Source organism: Aeromonas sp. QDB34, assembly GCF_027705405.1.
Classification (GTDB): Bacteria; Pseudomonadota; Gammaproteobacteria; order Enterobacterales; family Aeromonadaceae; genus Aeromonas; species Aeromonas hydrophila.
Genome location: NZ_JAPDBT010000006.1, coordinates 79,166 through 97,529 on the forward strand (window position 1 = coordinate 79,166; position 18,364 = coordinate 97,529).

18 protein-coding genes are annotated in these 18,364 nt (G+C 63.1%); 7 read left to right on the forward strand and 11 right to left on the reverse strand.

Annotation, left to right across the window (positions count from 1 at the left end; translation table 11 throughout):
- Positions 1–2: 2 nt before the first annotated feature.
- Genes rsmA through lptD form a run of 4 tightly spaced genes read right to left on the reverse strand, consistent with a single transcriptional unit; the run spans position 3 to position 5,576 of the window.
- Positions 3–830 (reverse strand): 16S rRNA (adenine(1518)-N(6)/adenine(1519)-N(6))-dimethyltransferase RsmA, encoded by an 828-nt coding sequence (rsmA, locus tag OKC29_RS10530; protein ID WP_016349619.1) that lies wholly within the window; start codon positions 828–830, stop codon positions 3–5.
- Positions 820–1,815, reverse strand: a complete 996-nt coding sequence (pdxA, locus tag OKC29_RS10535; RefSeq protein ID WP_073349010.1) for a 4-hydroxythreonine-4-phosphate dehydrogenase PdxA — start codon at positions 1,813–1,815, stop codon at positions 820–822. Before pdxA ends, rsmA begins: the two co-directional genes overlap by 11 nt.
- Entirely contained in the window at positions 1,815–3,113 is a 1,299-nt protein-coding gene (gene surA / locus OKC29_RS10540) for a peptidylprolyl isomerase SurA (protein ID WP_011704881.1), read from the reverse strand. Before surA ends, pdxA begins: the two co-directional genes overlap by 1 nt.
- Positions 3,114–3,143: 30 nt before the next feature.
- The gene (lptD, locus tag OKC29_RS10545) at positions 3,144–5,576 is read right to left on the reverse strand and encodes an LPS assembly protein LptD (RefSeq protein ID WP_073349012.1); all 2,433 of its coding nucleotides are present in this window, start codon (positions 5,574–5,576) and stop codon (positions 3,144–3,146) included.
- Between the two features lie 174 nt (positions 5,577–5,750).
- Between lptD and OKC29_RS10550 the strand changes: the two genes are divergently transcribed.
- Genes OKC29_RS10550 through djlA form a run of 3 tightly spaced genes read left to right on the forward strand, consistent with a single transcriptional unit; the run spans position 5,751 to position 8,267 of the window.
- A complete protein-coding gene (locus OKC29_RS10550) occupies positions 5,751–6,761 on the forward strand; it encodes an aminoglycoside phosphotransferase family protein (RefSeq protein ID WP_024944341.1) in 1,011 nt (336 codons plus the stop codon).
- Positions 6,758–7,426: an N-acetylmuramate alpha-1-phosphate uridylyltransferase MurU gene (murU, locus tag OKC29_RS10555; RefSeq protein WP_073349014.1), complete on the forward strand. Its 669-nt coding sequence runs from the start codon at positions 6,758–6,760 to the stop codon at positions 7,424–7,426. Before OKC29_RS10550 ends, murU begins: the two co-directional genes overlap by 4 nt.
- A gap of 19 nt (positions 7,427–7,445) precedes the next feature.
- A complete protein-coding gene (gene djlA / locus OKC29_RS10560; protein WP_065475924.1) occupies positions 7,446–8,267 on the forward strand; it encodes a co-chaperone DjlA in 822 nt (273 codons plus the stop codon).
- 67 nt (positions 8,268–8,334) lie between these two features.
- Here the strand turns inward: djlA and OKC29_RS10565 are convergent, their stop codons facing one another.
- The 3 genes from OKC29_RS10565 to ettA all read right to left on the reverse strand — a co-directional run bounded on the left by OKC29_RS10565 (position 8,335) and on the right by ettA (position 12,106).
- Positions 8,335–9,678 (reverse strand): NCS2 family permease, encoded by a 1,344-nt coding sequence (locus OKC29_RS10565; protein WP_005304142.1) that lies wholly within the window; start codon positions 9,676–9,678, stop codon positions 8,335–8,337.
- Positions 9,679–9,942: 264 nt separating this feature from the next.
- On the reverse strand, positions 9,943–10,275 hold the full coding sequence (locus tag OKC29_RS10570) for a hypothetical protein (RefSeq protein WP_073349016.1): 333 nt from the start codon (positions 10,273–10,275) through the stop codon (positions 9,943–9,945).
- A gap of 163 nt (positions 10,276–10,438) precedes the next feature.
- On the reverse strand, positions 10,439–12,106 hold the full coding sequence (gene ettA / locus OKC29_RS10575; protein ID WP_016349627.1) for an energy-dependent translational throttle protein EttA: 1,668 nt from the start codon (positions 12,104–12,106) through the stop codon (positions 10,439–10,441).
- 240 nt (positions 12,107–12,346) lie between these two features.
- Between ettA and OKC29_RS10580 the strand changes: the two genes are divergently transcribed.
- Both OKC29_RS10580 and OKC29_RS10585 read left to right on the forward strand, forming a co-directional pair.
- The gene (locus tag OKC29_RS10580) at positions 12,347–12,922 is read left to right on the forward strand and encodes a Crp/Fnr family transcriptional regulator (protein WP_073349018.1); all 576 of its coding nucleotides are present in this window, start codon (positions 12,347–12,349) and stop codon (positions 12,920–12,922) included.
- Positions 12,923–12,979: 57 nt separating this feature from the next.
- Entirely contained in the window at positions 12,980–13,489 is a 510-nt protein-coding gene (locus OKC29_RS10585; RefSeq protein WP_162275617.1) for a YgjV family protein, read from the forward strand.
- Between the two features lie 90 nt (positions 13,490–13,579).
- Here the strand turns inward: OKC29_RS10585 and OKC29_RS10590 are convergent, their stop codons facing one another.
- Positions 13,580–14,416 carry a phosphorylase family protein gene (locus OKC29_RS10590; protein ID WP_162275618.1) on the reverse strand — a complete coding sequence of 279 codons (837 nt, stop codon included), beginning with the start codon at positions 14,414–14,416 and terminating at the stop codon, positions 13,580–13,582.
- 108 nt (positions 14,417–14,524) lie between these two features.
- Complete coding sequence (locus OKC29_RS10595; protein WP_073349020.1) at positions 14,525–15,379, reverse strand: lytic transglycosylase domain-containing protein; 855 nt, start codon at positions 15,377–15,379, stop codon at positions 14,525–14,527.
- A gap of 181 nt (positions 15,380–15,560) precedes the next feature.
- Here OKC29_RS10595 and OKC29_RS10600 point away from each other — a divergent pair, with 181 nt between their 5' ends.
- Positions 15,561–15,878, forward strand: coding sequence for a hypothetical protein (locus tag OKC29_RS10600; protein ID WP_232090966.1), 318 nt, complete (start codon positions 15,561–15,563; stop codon positions 15,876–15,878).
- A 33-nt stretch (positions 15,879–15,911) separates the two neighbouring features.
- Here the strand turns inward: OKC29_RS10600 and OKC29_RS10605 are convergent, their stop codons facing one another.
- Together OKC29_RS10605 and OKC29_RS10610 are read right to left on the reverse strand one after the other, a co-directional pair.
- On the reverse strand, positions 15,912–16,100 hold the full coding sequence (locus OKC29_RS10605) for a hypothetical protein (RefSeq protein WP_011704892.1): 189 nt from the start codon (positions 16,098–16,100) through the stop codon (positions 15,912–15,914).
- A 155-nt stretch (positions 16,101–16,255) separates the two neighbouring features.
- A complete protein-coding gene (locus OKC29_RS10610) occupies positions 16,256–17,194 on the reverse strand; it encodes a LysR family transcriptional regulator (protein WP_073349022.1) in 939 nt (312 codons plus the stop codon).
- Between the two features lie 330 nt (positions 17,195–17,524).
- On the opposite strand from OKC29_RS10610, the gene xapA reads away from it, so the two are divergent.
- Positions 17,525–18,352 carry a xanthosine phosphorylase gene (gene xapA / locus OKC29_RS10615; RefSeq protein WP_073349024.1) on the forward strand — a complete coding sequence of 276 codons (828 nt, stop codon included), beginning with the start codon at positions 17,525–17,527 and terminating at the stop codon, positions 18,350–18,352.
- Positions 18,353–18,364: the final 12 nt, after the last annotated feature.

The window sequence follows — 18,364 nt, forward strand, 5'->3', positions numbered from 1 at the left end:
GATCAGGCCTGTTGCTGATCCGCCAGCCAGTTGGCGATCATGACGAACTGCTCGAGGGAGAGATTCTCCGGGCGCAGGTTGCCATCGATACCAAGCTCGGTCAGCTGGGCGTCCGTGATGAAGTTGGAGAAGCTGTTGCGAATGGTCTTGCGACGCTGGCCGAAGCCCTCGGTGCAGACCCGGTTCAGGCAACGAATGTCTTTCGCGACTATGGTCGGGTTCTTGTGCGGGATCAGACGCACCACGGCGGAATCCACCTTCGGTGCCGGCTTGAAGGCGCCCGGGCCCACTTCCAGCACAGGCACTACCTGACAGTAGTACTGGGTCATCACGCTCAGCCGGCCGTAAGCCTTGCTGCCAGGGCCGGCGGCCAGACGCAGGACCACTTCCTTTTGCAGCATGAAGTGCATGTCCTCCACCCGGTCGGCGAACTCGCACAGGTGGAAGATGAGCGGGGTGGAGATGTTGTAGGGCAGGTTGCCGAAGATGCGCAGCGGCCCCTTGCCTTCCCCCATCAGGGTGCCGAAGTCGAAGCGCATGGCATCGGCTTCGATGACGGTCAGCTTCTCTTTGAGGGTCGGGTGCTCGCGCAGGCGCGCCGCCAGATCCCGGTCCAGCTCGACCACGGTCATCTTGTCCATCTGGGAGGCGACCGGCTCGGTCAGCGCGGCCAGACCCGGGCCGATCTCCACCAGGTTCTGACCCGGCTGCGGATTGATGGCGGCCACGATCTGATCGATCACGTAGCGATCGTGCAAGAAGTTCTGACCGAAACGCTTACGGGCGGTGTGGCCCATGTGCACCTTGTTGCTCTGCACCTTACTGCTCATATCTTTTTTTCTCTACCATCTTGATGGCGTGGTTGATCGCGGTGATCAGGCTGCCCGAGTCGGCGAGGCCCTTGCCTGCCAGATCCAGTGCGGTGCCGTGATCCACCGAAGTGCGGATGAAAGGAAGTCCAAGGGTGATATTGACCGAACTGCCGAAGCCCTTGTATTTGAGCACGGGCAGCCCCTGGTCGTGGTACATGGCGAGTACCGCATCCGCATCCTTGAGGTATTTGTCCTGGAACAGGGTATCGGCCGGCAACGGGCCGACCAGATCGATCCCCTCCTGGCGAAGGCCTGCCAGGGCGGGTTCGATCACGTCAATCTCTTCACGGCCGAGATGGCCGCCTTCCCCGGCGTGGGGATTGAGGCCGCAGACGTAAATGCGGGGCTTGGCGATGCCGAATTTGCTCTTGAGATCCGCATCCAGGATGCGGATCACCTTGGCGAGCCGATCCTCGGTGATGGCCATCGCCACATAGGCCAGCGGAATGTGGGTGGTCGCCAGAGCGACCCGCAGTCCCTCGGTTGCCAGCAGCATCACCACGTCGGCGGTGCCCGACTGCTGGGCGAAGAACTCGGTGTGGCCGCTGAACGAGACGCCGGCCTGGTTGATGATCCCCTTGTGCACCGGCCCGGTCACCACGGCGGCAAACTCGCCGCTCATGTTGCCGTCGCAGGCGCGCTGCAGGGTGGCCAGCACGTAGGCACCGTTGCCCTCGTCGAGCATGCCCGGCACCACGGCGGCGCCGAGGGGAACCGGACAGACGGTGAGGGTACCGGCCCGCTGGGGGCGGGCAGGTTGGTCGGCATCATAGGGCTGCAACTCGACGGGCAGCCCCAGCAGGGCGGCCCGCTCGCGCAGCAGCGCCGGATCGGCGATCACCACCAGCTGGTGCGGCCAATCCTGCTGGGCAATCTGCAGCACCAGATCCGGACCGATCCCGGCCGGTTCACCCGGGGTGATGGCGAGACGACGACAACTCATCAGCTGCCGGCGCCTTCGATCTGGATGTAGGCCTCGTCACGCAGCTCGTCCAGCCAGGCCTGGGACTCTTCGGTGAAGCGACGGTTGTAAATCAGCTGATAGGCGCGCTGCTCCTGGGCCTTGTTGGTGGCATCCTGGCTGCGGCGCTCTTCCAGCTGGACGATGTGCCAGCCGTGGGTGGTGCGGAAGGGTTCGCTGATCTGGCCCGGTTGCAGGCGGTTGACCATGTCGCGGAACTCCGGCACATAGACGTTGGGATCAGACCAGCCCAGTTCGCCACCTTGCACCGCAGAACCCGGATCTTCGGAGTACTTCTCGGCCAGGCTGGCGAAGCTGGCCTTGCCGCTCTTGATGTCGTGCAGGATGCCGTCCAGCATGCCCTTGGCTTTTTCTTCGCTCAGGATGATGGAGGGCTTGATCAGGATGTGACGGGCGCGGACTTCGGTCTGCACGACCTGCTGCTGGCCCTTGGTGTCGAACACCTTGATGATGTGCAGGCCGGCACCGGAACGCAGCGGGCCGACGATGTCGCCCTTCTTGGTGCCTTGCACCGCCTCAGCCATCAGGGTCGGCATCTCTTGCGGGCTCATCCAGCCCCAGTCACCCCCTTCCAGCGCCTTGGGTCCGCTGCTCTCGGCAATGGCCATCTTGCGGAAGTCGGCACCCTGCTTGAGGGCGGCCAGGATACGTTCAATCTTGCTCTTGGCGGCGTTGAGCTGCTCGGCGCTCGGGTTGTCCGGCAGGGCAACCTGGATGTGGCCGACATGGTATTGCTGCTGTTGCTGACCCTGCTTGGCGAGGATGTCGACTACCTGCTTCACCTCCTGCTCGGAGATGTTGATGCGGCGGCGCACCTGATTGCGGCGCACCTCGTTCATCAGGATCTCGCGGCGTACCTCTTCCCGATACTGGGCATAGGTCAGCCCTTCACGGGCCAGCTGGGCCCGCAGCTGATCCAGGGTCATCTTGTTGTCGGCGGCGATGCTCTGGATGGCCTGCTCCAGCTGGGTATCGCTGATCTTGAGGCCCTGACGATCCGCCAGTTGCAGTTGCAGGCTCTCCTGGATCAGCCGATCCAGCGCCTGTTTGCGCAGGGTGGCGTCATCAGGCAGGGACTGGCCGCTCTCCTGGGCAGAGGCTTTCACCTTCTGCACCAGGGCTTCCTGCTGGCTGGCCAGCACCACGTCCTTGTTGACTACGGCAAGCACCTTGTCCATCAGTTCGGGGGCGGCGAAGGCACCCTGGCTCATGGCTCCGAACAGGCCTGCAGTCAGCAGGGAAATCAACGTCTTCTTCATATCCATCTCTCAAGGCGTTTGCCAGACCGCTTATTGGTCTCGCAGGTTAAACGGACGAATGTAAGGCAGTGCTTCGGTGTCCAGGGAAGTGCCCTTGGAGCCGGTACCCACGCTACCCAATCCTTTCATTTCAAACTGAATGCCCAGACTGCGCTCCGAGGTCGGACGCATGGTCACGTTGTCCGGAGTGTTGACCCACTCCAGGTTGAAGTTGATGCTCCAGCAGCAGGAGTCGTACTTCAGGCCTACCTTGCGATCAGACTTCACGCTCTGATTCAGCTCCTGATAGTAACCCCCGTACAGGTGCCACTGGTCGTTGAGCGGAGTAGTCAACAGCAGGCCGATCTGGTTGAGGTCGGTTACCTGTCCCTTGTTTTCAAGATCGTAGTTGGCATCGCGCACGAAACGATGGTTCAGCTGGCTGATCAGCTTCTCGCGGCGATACTCGATGGCGCTGTTGGCAGAGCTGAGCCGGCTCTGGTCCACATCATATTGCGCACCGGCATGGGCAAACCACTGCTCGTTGATCTTGGCATCCCCCTCGAAGGAGAGCGGAGAACGAGTGTTGGTGGTCAGGGTCTCGCTGGGATAAAGCTTGACCCTGGGCGCAACAAAATCGAAAGCTTGGGCAACGGCCAGCCGAATTCGTTCATCACCGGCCTCATCATATACCCGGCTGGTGAGACCGATGGAGACTCTGTTGGAGTCGCTGATGCGATCCAGACCGGCGTAGCGGCGGTCGCTGAACAGGCTGTAGTAATCCTGGCGCATGCCGGTGGAGTCATAGACGCCTATGTTGTCCTGGTTCTTGTAGGGCACATAGAGGTACTGGAACTCCGGCTCCAGGGTCTGGTTGGCATCGCCGCCGAACCAGTTCTGGTTGCGCTCGAAAGTCATGCCGCCCTTGAGGCGGAAGGAGGGCAGGGTGCGGGTGATGATCCCTTCGTCCAGGGTGACCCCGTTGCCGTTTTCAGGAGTAAAGCGGCTGACAAAGGTCTGGCTCATGTTGTCCGGCACTTCCTGATCGTAACGGGTGTACATCAGCTTGTACTGGCTGTCGAGGTAGTAGCCGGCCTCGTTGATGAGCGGCATGGTCAGGGTCGGAGCCGTGTAGACCCGGGTGCCGGTGTAGGCTCCGCCCTGGTTCTGGGCGATGGCCTGGGCGTTGTTGTAGCCGAACTTGGTGATCTCGGTGTTCCAGGCGAGATCGTACCAGCTGCCTTGCTGGTAATAGTTGTGGTCGATGCGCGGCATCAGCTCGTGGGGCTGCTGGGCGCTGGCCAGCAGGATCTGGTAGGTGCGCACCTCGGTGTTGATGTTCCAGTTGGGCTGGAAGTAACCGGCCATCAGGGACTGCTGCAACTGGTTCTCGACCTGGGTGCCCACCTTGGGGGAGAAGTCGTTGAAGTAGTTGTAATCCCGATCCCGCACCTTGGTGTAGTCGAGCGACACCCGCATGGCGTTGTCGGCAAACAGCGAGGTGTGGTTGGCGTTGAGCAGGTAACGGTGACCGTCGGACATGGCCTGGTTGAGGCTCGGGGTCTCGTCGTACTGCTTGTCGTTGGCCAGATTCTCGAAATAGAGGCTGCCGACGTGGGCCGGATCCGGCATGTAGCGGAACTGCACCTGCTCCATCAGGCCCCGTCTGTCCATGAAACGGGAGGTGATGGTGGCATCGTAGTTGGGGGCTATGTTCCAGTAGAACGGCTGGGTGATGTCCATGCCGTTCTTGGAGCTCTGGGTATAACCCGGGTAGAGCAGGCCCGTCTTGCGTTCATCCTTGATCGGGAAGTTGATGTACGGGAAGTAGAACACCGGGTAGTCGTAGAGCCAGAGACTGGCGTTCCAGGCCTCCCCGAACACCTCGGTCTGATCGATGTCGATGCTGCCCGCCTTCAGGGTCCACACTTCCTGACCCGGCGGGCAGGTGGTGTACTGGGCCCCTTCCAGGGTGATGTTCTGGTTGTTGTTGGTCATGGTGACCCGGTCGGCTGAGCCGCGCACCGGCGAGCCATGCACCTGATACTTGCCCTCTTCCAGCTCGGAGTTCTTGGTATCCAGGTTGGATTTCAGGGTCTTGTCGCTGGTGACCGTGATCTGGCCATCGTTGTAGTAGATGTTGCCGATGGCGATGACGTCCCGGCTCTTCTGATCGAGCTCGGCGTAGTCGGAGTCGAACTTGCGCACGCCCTGGCGTACCTTGACGTCGCCCTGATAGACGGCGGTGCCGCCCTGCTTGGCTTCGAGCCGATCGGCATCCACTTCCACGGGTTGGGCGTTGGCGTCCTTGCCGGGCGCCAGCTTCTCAATCTTGGGGACATAGTCATAGCAGAGCCCGTCCAGGATCCCGGTGGCGGGCGGCGGCGTCAGCGGCGCCGCCTGCACGATGGCCGGGGTCAGGGCTGGAACAAGGCTGATGGTCAGGGCGATGGGATAGGAGTATCCCAGTGTCCGTTTTGTCATGTGAAAGACTCGCGCAATCCGTGGTAGCTACGGCTGATTCAAGACATGCATTTTACGACAGGATTCATCGAGTTGACATTGCATGTCATTGCTTTATGTTAGCCGGCAATGATAAAGCATTATTGCGGCCAGGGCTAACAGCCAAGTGCTGCTTTCCAATTTGGTCCCCGACTTATGCACGATCGCGATTCCCTCTTGTTGCACTGGGCGCGCCGGATTTCCGGTGATGCCAGCCTGCAGTTGACCCTCATTTCCGGTGACGCCAGTTTTCGCCGCTACCACCGTGGCGGTGGCCTGATCTGGGTGGATGCCAATCCTAAAACCGAAAAGAATCATGAGTTTGTCCGCAATGCCTCGGCCCTGCACGCCGGTGGTCTGCTGGCTCCCGAGGTGCGGGCGGTGGACTACGAGCAGGGGCTGCTGGCGGTGACGGATCTGGGGGATACCCAGCTTATCGGCTGCCTGAACGCAGACAACGTGCTGGCCTGGTACGGCAAGGCCATCGCGCTGCTGCCCCGTCTCGGCGCAGTTGAACTGAACCTTGAGCCTTTTGATGCCGCCTTTATGGCGCGGGAGAACAGCATTTTCCCCGAGTGGCTGCTGGGTCACCATCTGCAACTGACCCTGAGCGACGAAGAGCAGCAGTTGCTGGCTGAGACCTTCGCCTGCCTCACCGAGAACAACCTGGCCCAGCCGCAGGGGGTGATGCACCGGGATTTTCACAGCCGCAACCTGATGGTGTGCGGTGGCGAGACCCCGGCCGACAGCCGGCTGGCGGTCATCGACTTCCAGGACATGGTCACAGGCCCGCTCAGCTATGACCTGGTCTCGCTGCTGAAAGACTGCTACGTGCGCTGGCCGGACACGGTGATCGAGCAGGGTATGCGGCTCGGGTTTGACACCCTGCAGCAGGCCAAGCTGCTGGGCGAGCTCGATTACGCCGCGTTTCGTCGCGCCGCTGATCTCACCGGCATGCAGCGCCACCTCAAGGCGGCGGGCATCTTCACCCGTCTCTACCACCGCGATGGCAAGTCCGGTTACCTCAAGGACATTCCCCGCACCCTCGGCTACGTGGTAGATGTCTGCCACAGCCATGGCGCGAGCTACCCGGAGCTGGCCCGCTTCGGCCAGTGGCTGGCGCAGGTGGTGCTGCCCGGGCTGGCCCGCAGCGGAGTTGCGTCATGAAGGCGATGATCCTGGCCGCCGGTCGCGGCGAGCGGATGCGCCCGCTCACCGACAGCCTGCCCAAGCCGCTGCTGGCGGTGGGGGGCAAGCCGCTCATCGTACACCATATCGACAAGCTTAAGGATGCCGGTGTGACCGACCTGGTCATCAACCACGCCTGGCTCGGCCACAAGCTGGTAGAGGCCCTCGGCGATGGCCGTCAGTTCGGAGTCGACATTCAATGGTCAGCGGAGGAGAGCGCGCTGGAGACCGCCGGCGGCATCATTCAGGCACTGCCGCTGCTGGGGGATGAGCCGTTTCTGGTGATCAACGGCGATACCTGGCTCGATCTGGACTATCGCACTCTGGTGACCCAGCCGCTGGGCACGGATCTGGCCCACCTCTGGCTGGTGCCCAACCCGCCGCAACATCCGGCGGGGGACTTTGCGCTGCAGGCGGGCAAGGTGGTCGATAGCCCGGCGCTGACCTTCAGCGGAGTCGGACTCTATGATCCCGCCGCCTTTGCCGGACTCACGCCGGGGGCGCGCAAGCTGGCGCCGCTGCTGCGGGAGTGGATGGCACAAGGCCGGGTGGGCGGCAGCCTGCTGGCCGGCGAGTGGCGCGACATCGGCACGGTGGCACGGCTGCAGGCGCTGGACGAACAGTTGCAAGGACGCACTCATTAATTTCACGAGGTCTTGAACCATGCGTATTTGGGGTAAGGTGCTTGGCGCCTTCTTCGGTTTTCTGCTCGGCAACATCTTCGGTGCCCTGCTGGGCCTCTGGATCGGTCACCGTTTCGACCGTGGCATGGGCTTGAATTTTCGCCGCGCGCCCACCCAGCAGCAACAGGCGGTCTTCTTCCACGCCACCTTCGCCGTCATGGGTCACATCGCCAAGGCGAGCGGCCAGGTGACCGAGCAGGAGATCCGGGTTGCCTCCAACCTGATGGATCGGATGCGGCTGGCAGGGGAGCAGCGTGCTCGCGCCCAGGAGTCGTTCCGCCAGGGCAAGGAGGCGGACTTCCCGCTGCGGGAGACCCTGGCCGAGTTTCGCCGTGCCAGCCAGGGCCAGCGCGATATCCTGCGTTTCTTCCTCGAGGTGCAGCTGCAGGCCGCCTTCGCCGATGGCAAGGTCGAGGCCAACGAGCGCGCCATCCTGCACACCATCGCCGACGAGCTGGGCTTCAGCCGCATCGAGCTGGCCCGCATTCTGGCGATGGCCGAGGCGCAGATGAACTTCTTCAACCGGGCGCACGGTGGCCAGTATCAGGATGGCGGGCAGCAGTACCGGCAGGAGGCCCCCTCCCGTGACCGGCTCAAGGATGCCTACCAGCTGTTGGGGGTGAGCGAGAGCGACAGCGATCAGGAGATCAAGCGCGCCTACCGCAAGGAGATGAGCAAGCACCACCCGGACAAGCTGGCCGCCAAGGGCTTGCCGCCGGAGATGATGGAGATGGCCAAGGAGAAGACCCAGGAGATCCAGCAGGCCTGGGAGTGGATCCGCGAGGCGCGCGGCATTCGCTGAGCGCCCCTTCGTCAGCCATAAAAAAATGCCCGTCGCTGACGGGCATTTTTGTTTGTGCAGTAGATGCTTAGTGGCTGTCGACCCAGACGAATTTGAGCACGAACAGCAGGGCCACCACCAGCACGCAGGGGTTGATCTCGCGCCAGCGGCCGGTACCCGCCTTCATCACGCAGTAGGAGATGAAGCCCACGGCGATCCCCTCGGTGATGGAGAAACTGAACGGCATCATGACGGCGGTCATGAAGGCCGGCACCGCTTCGGTCAGGTCTTCCCACTTCACCCGGGTCAGCTCGGAGCACATCAGCACGCCCACGTAGATGAGGGCGCCGGCCGCCGCATAGGCCGGCACCATGGCGGCCACAGGAGAGAAGAAGATCGCCAGCAGGAACAGCAGGCCGACCACGATGGCGGTGAGGCCGGTACGGCCGCCGACGGCGACGCCGGAGCTGCTCTCGATGAAAGCGGTGACCGAGGAGGTGCCCATGAAGGCGCCGCCGACCGAGCTGGCGCTATCCACCAGCAAGGCCTGCTTCATGCGCGGGAAGTGCCCCTTGTCATCGGCCAGCTTGGCGCGGTTGGTCACACCGATCAGGGTGCCGGAGGAGTCGAACAGGTTGACCAGCATGAAGGAGAAGATGATCCCGGCCAGGCTGATGTCGAGCGAGCCCATCAGATCCAGCTGGCCAAACACCGGCTCAATGCTGGGGGGCATGGAGACGAAGCCCTTGAAGGTGACGTCGCCAAACAGCCAGCCCAGGGTGGTGGTCACCACGATGGCGATCAACACGGCGGAGTGGACGCCGCGGGCGGAGAAGATGCAGATCAGGAAGAAACCGAGCAGCCCCAGCAGGCAGGGCAGGGAGGTCAGGTTGCCCACCGTCACCATGGTAGCGGGGCTGGCGACCACGATGCCGGCGTTGTGCAGGCCGAGCAGGGCGATCAGCAGGCCGATGCCGGCGGTGATGCCGACCCGCAGGGTGAGCGGAATGTTGGCGATGAGCCAGTAGCGCACCCGCAGCAGGGTGAGGATCAGCAGGCCCATGGCACCCCAGAAGATGGTGCCCATGCCCACTTGCCAGGAGTAGCCCATGCCGGCCACCACCACGAAGGCGAAGAAGGCGTTGAGGCCCATGGCCGGTGCCAGCGCGATGGGCAGGTTGGCAAGCAGACCCATCAGGATGCTGCCGATGCCGGCGATCAGGCAGGTGGTGACGAACACGGCCTGGGTGTCCATGCCGGCCGCAGAGAGGATCTGCGGGTTGACGAAGACGATGTAGACCATGGTCAGGAAGGTGGTGATGCCGGCGATCACTTCGGTGCGGGCGTTGGTGCCATGGCCCTTCAGGGCAAACAGACGCTCAAGCAATCCTTGCCCGGCGGCCTGTGCGGGGGCCTGGTGTGGTTGATTCATGTTGGATTCCAATAGGTGACGTGAAATAAGCAGCAGGCGAGGAGCCGGTCCCATCCATGCGGGCGTGATGCCCTGTTTCTGGTGGTTAAACAACCAGACTCGTCCTGATACCGTGACAGCGCGCACATTTTTACACAGGCGGCGCCGTTTACAAACCCCGGATCTGCGAGGCGGATCAATGAATAGAGCAAAAATTCAAACGTTTGCCCTGCCGAAAATAAAAAAGGTTCTCGCTGGAGAACCTTTTGCGCGGGCAGCGGCCCATCAGAGGGTCTTGAAGTAGCGCTCCACCAGCTGGGCCAGCACGGAGTCGAGAGTCTCCTGTACTTCCCCCAGCTCCCGCCCCAGGCGGCGCAGAAACAGGCTGGCCTGCTCCTCGGTCAACTTGCGGCCGTCGATGAAAAACTCCTGCTCCGGCAACTGCTTGTCATAGCGGGGCAGCAGGGTCCAGTTCACCAGCTCGGGCTCCACGGCGGCGAAGATCTTGGCGGCGACGGTGCAGAAGGTCTCGATGTGCGCCTTGCCATCCGGCCCGAGGCAGCCGGGCTCGACCCGGATCTGGATGGTCAGTTTCTTCTCTGTGGGCTGGGTCGTCATGTTGCTACATCCATGCATAAGGTATCCGTCTTGGATTGTAAGCGATCGGGCACAAGAAAGGGGAGCCTGGGCTCCCCTTGTGGCATGTGCCGGTTGACTTGGCGATGCGCTTGTCGTGGTGGGAACGGTGCGGCTGATACAGAAGCCGTACTTGTTTGCCCTGTTACTTGGCGATGCGCTTGTACTTGGCGCGATGCGGCTGGATGGCCTCGGCGCCGTAGGTCTTCTTCTTCCACTCTTCGTATTCGGTGAAGTTGCCCTCGAAGAAGGCGATCTTGCCCTCGTCCTGGTAGTCCAGGATGTGGGTGGCGATGCGGTCGAGGAACCAGCGGTCGTGGGAGATGACCATGGCGCAACCCGGGAACTCCAGCAGGGCGTTCTCGAGGGCGCGCAGGGTTTCGATGTCCAGATCGTTGGTCGGTTCATCCAAGAGCAGCACGTTGCCGCCGGTCTGCAGCAGTTTGGCTAGGTGCAGACGGCCGCGTTCACCACCGGAGAGCTCGCCGACCCGCTTCTGCTGATCGGCGCCCTTGAAGTTGAAGCGGCCGATGTAGGCGCGGCTTGGGAACTCGTAGTTGCCGATGCGCAGGATGTCCTGGCCGTCGGCGACTTCCTCGAACACCGTCTTCTTGTCGTTCATGCTGTCGCGGAACTGGTCCACCGAGGCCAGCACCACGGTCTCACCTAGGGTGATGGAACCGGAGTCCGGCTGCTCCTGACCCGACATCATGCGGAACAGGGTCGATTTACCGGCACCGTTCGGACCGATGATGCCGACGATGGCCCCCTTCGGAATGGAGAAGGAGAGATCGTCGATCAGCTGGCGGTCGCCGTAGGACTTGCAGAGGTTGGCCACCTCCACCACCTTGTCGCCGAGGCGTGGTCCGGGCGGAATGAACAGCTCGTTGGTCTCGTTGCGCTTCTGGTAGTCGTTGGTGTTGAGCTCTTCGAAGCGAGCCATACGGGCCTTGGACTTGGCCTGACGGCCTTTCGGGTTTTGGCGAACCCACTCCAGCTCTTTCTCGATGGACTTGCGACGAGCCGCTTCCGTGCTGGCTTCCTGCGCCAGACGGGCATCTTTTTGCTCCAGCCAGGAGGAGTAGTTGCCCTCCCACGGGATACCTTCGCCGCGGTCCAGCTCCAGGATCCAGCCGGCCACGTTGTCGAGGAAGTAACGGTCGTGGGTGATGGCCACGACGGTGCCCTCGTAGTCGTGCAGGAAGCGCTCCAGCCAGGCTACGGATTCCGCATCCAGGTGGTTGGTCGGTTCGTCCAGCAGCAGCATGTCCGGTTTTTCCAGCAGCAGGCGGCACAGCGCCACCCGGCGGCGCTCACCACCGGAGAGGTGCTTGATCTGGGCATCCCAGGCCGGCAGGCGCAGGGCGTCGGCCGCGCGCTCCAGCTGGTTTTCCATGTTGTGGCCGCCCTGGGCCTGGATGATGGCTTCCAGCTCGCCCTGTTCGCGGGCCAGCTTGTCGAAATCCGCATCCGGGTCGGCGTAGGCCGCATAGACCTCGTCCAGCCGGGCCATGGCGCGTTTCACCTCGCCGACCGCCTCTTCGACCGCTTCGCGCACGGTCTGCTCCGGATCCAGCTTCGGCTCCTGCGGCAGGTAGCCGATCTTGATGCCGGGCTGCGGACGGGCTTCCCCTTCGATCTCGGTATCGATGCCTGCCATGATGCGCAGCAGGGTCGATTTACCGGCGCCGTTCAGACCCAACACGCCGATCTTGGCGCCCGGGAAGAAGGAGAGGGAGATGTTCTTGAGAATATGACGCTTGGGCGGCACTACCTTGCCGACCCTGTTCATGGTGTAAATAAATTGAGCCATTGGCTAATTCTCTTCCTTTTCAGCAGGTTAATGTCTTGGCACTAACAGACTGATGTCGTGGTGGGGCCAGGTCGACGCGGGTCAACCGGGTTCCAAAAAACCCGTCGATTGTAAACCAATGGGCGAGGGGGGGCAAAGGTGGCACCCGGTCAGCCATCCCCTTTGCCGGGGCCATCACAGCCTGCTGCAACGGACCGCCAAACTTGGCATGATGAAGGCCCAGTTTGCCCCGGAGTTTGCATGACCAGCCTGCCCTCAGCCCCGCCTCTGGCGGCCACCCTCGCTGCCATGGGGCTGGCACCCGCTATCGGCGAGCCGCTTGCCGGTTGCCTGCCCCGTTTGATCTTGCAGCCGGGTCAGCCGCTGCTGGCCCAGGGGGCGATGCAGGAGTCGGCCTTCTACATCGAGCGGGGCATCGCCCGCGCCTGTCACTACAATCGGGACGGGCAGGAGCGCTGCAAGGAGTTCTACTTCGAAGGGGAGCTCTGTCTGCTCTACGACAGCTGGCTCAGCGGGTCGCCTGCCCGCTACCAGCTGGAGGCCGTCACGGCGCTGCAACTTGTGCGAGTGCCGCTCGCCCTGCTGGACGAGCCCGCCTGGCAGTCGGTCTGCATGGCCCTGCTGCGCCAGCAGCTGTGCTACAAGGAGCGCAAGGAGGCCTTCTTGCTGCTCCACTCCCCCGAAGAGCGCTACCGGGAGCTCTGCCGCACCTTCCCCCACTGGCCGGCGCGGCTCACCCAGGTGCAGCTCGCCAACTACATCGGCATCAGCCCGGTCACCCTGTCGCGGATCCGCCGGCGCATTAACACGGGTTAATGCCGCGCCGCGCGCATTCCCGCCATGCTGGGCCCCTCGAACAAGCCTGGAGTGGGGATGATGTCGCTGTTTTTGTGGTCACAACTGGTGGTGAGCCTGGCGCTGCTGCTGGATCTGCTGTCGTTTCAGCTGCGGACGCGCCGGGCCATTCTGGCCTGCCTGGCGCTCTCCTGCGCCCTCAATGGCGCCCATTTCGCACTGCTGGAGCAAGCGTCGGCCGCCCTGCTGCTCTGGCTGGCGAGCCTGCGCTTCGTGGTCAGCATGCTGGCCACGCGTCGCCTCTTGCTGTGGCTCTTTATGGGGTTGTCCTGCCTCGCCGTGCTCGCCACCTATCAGGGACCGCTCGCCCTGTTGGGGTTGCTGGCCAGTCTGCTGCAGACCCGAGCTGCGTTTTGCCCGGATGATCGCCTGCTGCGGCGCTGGATGCTGCTGGGTACCCTCTGCTGGCTGGCCAACAACCTGCTGGTGGGGTCGCCCGTGGCGGCGCTGATGGAGGGGCTGTTTCTGGTCAGCAATCTGGTGGGCTACTACCGCCACTATGGGCGCAGGGCATGTCCGGGGAGTTGATATCGGCTGCGGGAGAAACCGTGGGCCAAGTCCCGCCTGATAGGGATTACCAAGAAAAGAAGCCGCCATAGTGACGGCCTCTCTGGCTTATCAGGCTTTGTTGAAGCCGTTGATGAGCACTTTTGCGTAATCGATGACGAACTGTTGGCAGTGGATGGCGGTCTGCGGATCGAACTCCTCGCCGTGCAGATCGGTATTGGAGAGCACCCGGATCCCGACGAAGGGCACCTTGTAGGCCTCGGCTACCAGCGCGGCGGAGGAGGTTTCCATCTCTTCTGCTGCCGTGTTGTAGGTCTGGTGCAGCCAGTTGATGCGGGCGACCTGGCGGTTCCACTCGTCGGCGGTGCCTATGATGCCGGGGACCACCCGACCGTGACGATAACGCTCGGCCATGCCGAGGGCGCGGCCGACCAGCTCGGGATCGCCGGCAAAGGCGGTGTGTTCCACCAGCTTGCCGTTGTCGCGCAGGCGCATGGTGACCTCGAAGTTGTGCCATTTTCTCGGGTCGACACCCTGCTCGGCGGGCGTCAGGTCACTGCGGTAGGCCCCCATGTTGAAGCTCTTGGTGCCGATGACGATGTCACCCCGGTGCAGCGCCGGATCGTGGCCGCCCGCCGTGCCCTGATTGATGACGAGGCGCGGCTGGAAGCGCTCCATGGCGAGGGTGGTGGCCGCGGCGGCATTGGCCAGTCCCACCTCGGTGCGGGAGACGACCACCGGATAACCCGAGAGGGTGCCCTGCCAGTAGGTCCAGGCGCCCACGGTCAGCTCCTGCTTGTCCTTGAGGGCGGCTACCAGGGTCTCGACTTCGACATCCATAGCCCCCTGGATCAGGATGGGGGCGGGAGCCGGGTTGGCCGCCACGACGGCGGAGGAGAAGAGGGCAAACAGGGTAAGCAGGCGCGAGCAGCGTTTGATGAAATTCATGGATTACCTGTAGAACGTGCGAGAAAGCGCCGGATCCTACCGAAAGGCAAACGATTGCGCAAATGCGGGTGTGATTTTTGTCAATAGCAGGCCGCCAGTGAGCCTGGCTCAGGGCTGTTTGTGGCCGGCGAAGTAGAGCACCCGCCGCACATATTGCTGGGTCTCCTGATAGGGGGGGATGCCGCCATACTGCTCCACCGATTTTTCGCCGGCGTTGTAGGCCGCCGACATCAGGGTCCAGTTGCCGTCGAAATGGGTGTGCAGCCACTTGAGATAGGCCACGCCGCCCTTGATGTTCTGCTCCGGATCGAAGGGGCGGGTCACCCCGAAGCGCTGCTGGGTCTCGGGGATGAGCTGCATCAGCCCCTGGGCATTCTTGGGGGAGACGGCGCGGCTGTCGAGGTTGGATTCGGCGATGGCGATGGCCAGCACCAGCCGCTCGTCGATGCGGTGGCGCTTGGCGGCATGGCGCAGCATGGTGGCCAGCTTTTGCTTGGCGGGCGACTGGCGGGCCAGATAGGCCTCCAGATTGAAGGGGGTGGTGGGGATGGCGGCTAAGTAGCCGCCGGATCCGCCGACGCCGCTGCCGCACTGATCCCCCATCACGGCATTGCCGACCCGGCTGTTGTAGTAGCGGGCGGCCTGCTGGTTGCCAAGGCGGATCGCCATGGCCAGGTAGGCGTTGGCCATGCGGGGGTTGCGAACCGAGCCCGGGCCGGTGGCGAGCAGGCGGCCGATACGAAAATACCCTTCCGGATTACCCGTGGTGGCGGCGGCGCAGTAGAAGTGGATGGCCTGGGTCAGGTTGCCCTGACTCTGTGCCTGCTGACCTTTCTTCAGTGCGCTGAGCGCCTTGGGTGCCTGTCTGAAATCCCTGCTTTGCGCCGCTGCCTGCCCGGTGCCGGCCAGCAACAGCGATAAAAAAAGCAGCAAAAACAGCCTGTTTTCGCTGGAACTCGACATGGATTCTCTCCTGTTGGGGTACAGAAGATATAGGGGAACATGGCCTGCTCCGCCATTAATCCAGTGGATCCTGTTGTTATGGATCCGGGTATCCAGAGATCAAAACGGTATGGAACCAATGACCGAAGCTGATGCGGCAGGGGTTGGCGACGGCTCATAAGGGTCGCCGCCAGCAAAGGGGTTGCTAGATAAGCTGCCCCTGGCCAGGCTCGGCACCATCGGCACCATCGGCACCATCGGCACCATCGGCACCATCGGCACCATCGGCACCATCGATACCGTCAGCGCCATCAATACCATCAGCACCCTCCATGCCGTCGGTACCGGCACTGCCATCACTGCCCGGTTCCGGGAGCCACTGGCCATTGTCCGCCGGCGGACAGTCATCACCGGCCGGGCAGGGCGTGCGGGCCTGCAGCGGGGCGCCGAGCAGTCAGCCAAGCAGCAACAGCAGAGAGTAGAGGGTACGAGTCGGTTTCATGGAATTGACCAGGTATAAACAAGGAGAGAAGAGAGGGGCCTTGCTGGCCCCTCAGACGTCGAGGTGATAGGGCTGCTCGTCCGGCTCGGCGGCGGGCAGCTGGCGATACATCAAGCGGATTTCGCTCGCCACCCAGAGCGAGAGCAGGCCGAGCAGGCTCAGCAGTGGCGCCAGGGTGTGGCTCTGTTGCAGTCCGTAGGCAGACAAGGCGGCGCCCAGCAACAGCAGAATACGGATCATGAGGTGACTCCTTCTCATCATGGTGAGGGCGCGGATGCGTGCCCGTGTGGCACCAAGTGTGGCCAGTATACCCCAGCCGGTGCACGGCAAACCGCCATCCGCTTCACATCCCCATCCTAAGGGCTGAGGTAGTTAAGCACCATCCGATTAACTCATCAATCCACGGTCGGCCGGTTCATCTGTGCGCTCATGGTGTCGATGAAGTGGCGGATCGCCACCGCGGCTGGCTGGCCGTCGCCGGGCGGGGCGTAAAGCACGCAGAGATCGGCGGGGATCGCCTGCTCGAGCCGGATGAAGCGCACGTGGGGCCACTTCTGGCGGGCGTAGCTGGCCGGCACCAGCGCCACTTGCAGGCTGGTGGCCACCACCGCCATCAGGGTGTTGGGTTCGACCACCTCCTGGTTGAGATGGGGGTAGAAGCCCTCCACCAGACAGGCGTTGATGATGAGGTCGGTAGAGGAGGAGTTGGCGCGGCTCATCAGCACGAACGGCTCCCCCGCCAGCTCGGGCAGGGAGACCAGCTTGCGATCCCGCAGCGGATGCTCGTCCGACACCACCAGCACCATGGACTCGCGATAGATGGTTTCAGCCAGCAGCGGATGGATGTTGACGGTGTCGGCGAAGCGGGCGAGGCCGAGGTCTATCTCCTTGCGCGAGAGCGCCTGTTTCTGCCGTTCGGGGGAGAGCTCGGTGAAGGTGATCTCGAACTCGGGGTGGCGCTGGTGACACTGGCGGATCACCTCGCCAAAGCCGGCCCAGAAGATGGAGCTGACCAGCCCGATGCGGATCTGGTTGCGCTCCATGCGCCCCGCCTGCACCACCCGGTTGATGCCGCTTTCCAGCACGTCGAACAGCAGGGCGCACTCGGCCTGCAGCAGCCGGCCGGTGGCGGTGAGGCTCACCTGGCGGGTGTGGCGCTCGAACAGCGCCAGCCCCAGCAGGGACTCGAGCTCCTTGATCTGGGCGCTGAGTGGCGACTTGGAGACATTGAGCTGCAGGGCGGCCCGGCTGAAGTGTCCCTGGCTGGCCACCGCATGGAAGTAGCGCAGCATCTTGAGGGTGACGCGATCGCGCCAGTGACTGTCGAGGGCCAAGCGACCTCCTTCGGTGGCTGATTGAGGGCCGGATGCGATCCCCGTCAAAGTTTGCGCGACCGGTGCGGGCGGCAGCAAGGCCGCTGCGCGGCGGATGGTCGATCCGGCTCACACCTTTGCCGGTCCGTTTTGACCGTGCCGGGTCTGGTTGGCGACAAAACGGGGCCAATCAGCGCCATTCATGCCGCTTCCTTTGGTTTTCAGCCATCTCCCAGCGGGAAATTGTGCTGAAAATCAGGATAGTCAGGCCGATTTTAGCGATTTTTATCGCCCAATACCTCCCCTAGAGTGAGCGCCATGTCCCATTTACAGCCTCAAGAGGTGCAGCTCATGCAACAAGATCCGGTACTCAACGCCGTCGCCACCATTCTCGCCCGCAAGCCGGGTTTCGCCCCCCGTGCCGCCATGATCCTGGGCTCCGGCCTCGGCGTGCTGGCCGATGCGCTGGAGGAGAAGGTCACCATTCCCTACGAGGAGCTGGACGGCTTCCCGGTCAGCACGGTGGCCGGCCACAGCGGCGAGCTGATGCTCGGCAAGCTGCACGGGGTGGACGTGATGTGCATGAAGGGGCGCGGCCACTACTACGAACACGAAACCATGAAGGTGATGACCACCCCGGTGCGCACCTTCAAGCGGCTGGGCTGCGAGCTGCTGCTGGTGACCAATGCGGCCGGCTCGCTGCGCCCGGAGCGGATCGGGGTCGGCTCCCTGGTCATCTTCAACGATCACATCAACACCATGCCGGGCACCCCCATGACGGGCGCCAATGACGAGGTCTACGGCCCGCGCTTCTTCAGCCTGGCCAATGCCTATGACAAGGCATTGCGCAGCGAGGCGCTGGCGCTGGCCGAGCAGGAGGGGATCGCCGTCAATCAGGGGGTGTTCGTCTCCTACAGCGGCCCCTGCTTCGAGACCGCGGCCGAGATCCGCATGATGCAGATCATCGGTGGTGACGTGGTGGGGATGTCGGTGGTGCCAGAAGTGGTCAGCGCCGCCCACTGTGCGCTGCCGGTGCTGGCCATCTGCGCCATCACCAACATGGCGGAGGGGCTTGGCGACGTGCAGCTCTCCCACGAGCAGACCCTCAAGTGCGCCAAGCTGGCGGAAACGGATTTCATCCGCCTCATCAACGCCTTTATCAAGCACCACTTCCAGTAAGCAGGGAACGAC

Bases quoted from the DNA above. Each gene is read 5' to 3' on its own strand.
- OKC29_RS10580 (WP_073349018.1), top strand. From the start codon at position 12,347: ATGACCAGCCTGCCCTCAGCCCCGCCTCTGGCGGCCACCCTCGCTGCC.
- murU (WP_073349014.1), top strand. From the start codon at position 6,758: ATGAAGGCGATGATCCTGGCCGCCGGTCGCGGCGAGCGGATGCGCCCG.
- OKC29_RS10595 (WP_073349020.1), bottom strand. From the start codon at position 15,379: ATGTCGAGTTCCAGCGAAAACAGGCTGTTTTTGCTGCTTTTTTTATCG.
- pdxA (WP_073349010.1), bottom strand. From the start codon at position 1,815: ATGAGTTGTCGTCGTCTCGCCATCACCCCGGGTGAACCGGCCGGGATC.
- OKC29_RS10570 (WP_073349016.1), bottom strand. From the start codon at position 10,275: ATGACGACCCAGCCCACAGAGAAGAAACTGACCATCCAGATCCGGGTC.
- xapA (WP_073349024.1), top strand. From the start codon at position 17,525: ATGCAACAAGATCCGGTACTCAACGCCGTCGCCACCATTCTCGCCCGC.
- lptD (WP_073349012.1), bottom strand. From the start codon at position 5,576: ATGACAAAACGGACACTGGGATACTCCTATCCCATCGCCCTGACCATC.
- OKC29_RS10550 (WP_024944341.1), top strand. From the start codon at position 5,751: ATGCACGATCGCGATTCCCTCTTGTTGCACTGGGCGCGCCGGATTTCC.
- OKC29_RS10590 (WP_162275618.1), bottom strand. From the start codon at position 14,416: ATGAATTTCATCAAACGCTGCTCGCGCCTGCTTACCCTGTTTGCCCTC.
- rsmA (WP_016349619.1), bottom strand. From the start codon at position 830: ATGAGCAGTAAGGTGCAGAGCAACAAGGTGCACATGGGCCACACCGCC.
- djlA (WP_065475924.1), top strand. From the start codon at position 7,446: ATGCGTATTTGGGGTAAGGTGCTTGGCGCCTTCTTCGGTTTTCTGCTC.
- OKC29_RS10605 (WP_011704892.1), bottom strand. From the start codon at position 16,100: ATGATCCGTATTCTGCTGTTGCTGGGCGCCGCCTTGTCTGCCTACGGA.
- OKC29_RS10565 (WP_005304142.1), bottom strand. From the start codon at position 9,678: ATGAATCAACCACACCAGGCCCCCGCACAGGCCGCCGGGCAAGGATTG.
- ettA (WP_016349627.1), bottom strand. From the start codon at position 12,106: ATGGCTCAATTTATTTACACCATGAACAGGGTCGGCAAGGTAGTGCCG.
- surA (WP_011704881.1), bottom strand. From the start codon at position 3,113: ATGAAGAAGACGTTGATTTCCCTGCTGACTGCAGGCCTGTTCGGAGCC.
- OKC29_RS10585 (WP_162275617.1), top strand. From the start codon at position 12,980: ATGATGTCGCTGTTTTTGTGGTCACAACTGGTGGTGAGCCTGGCGCTG.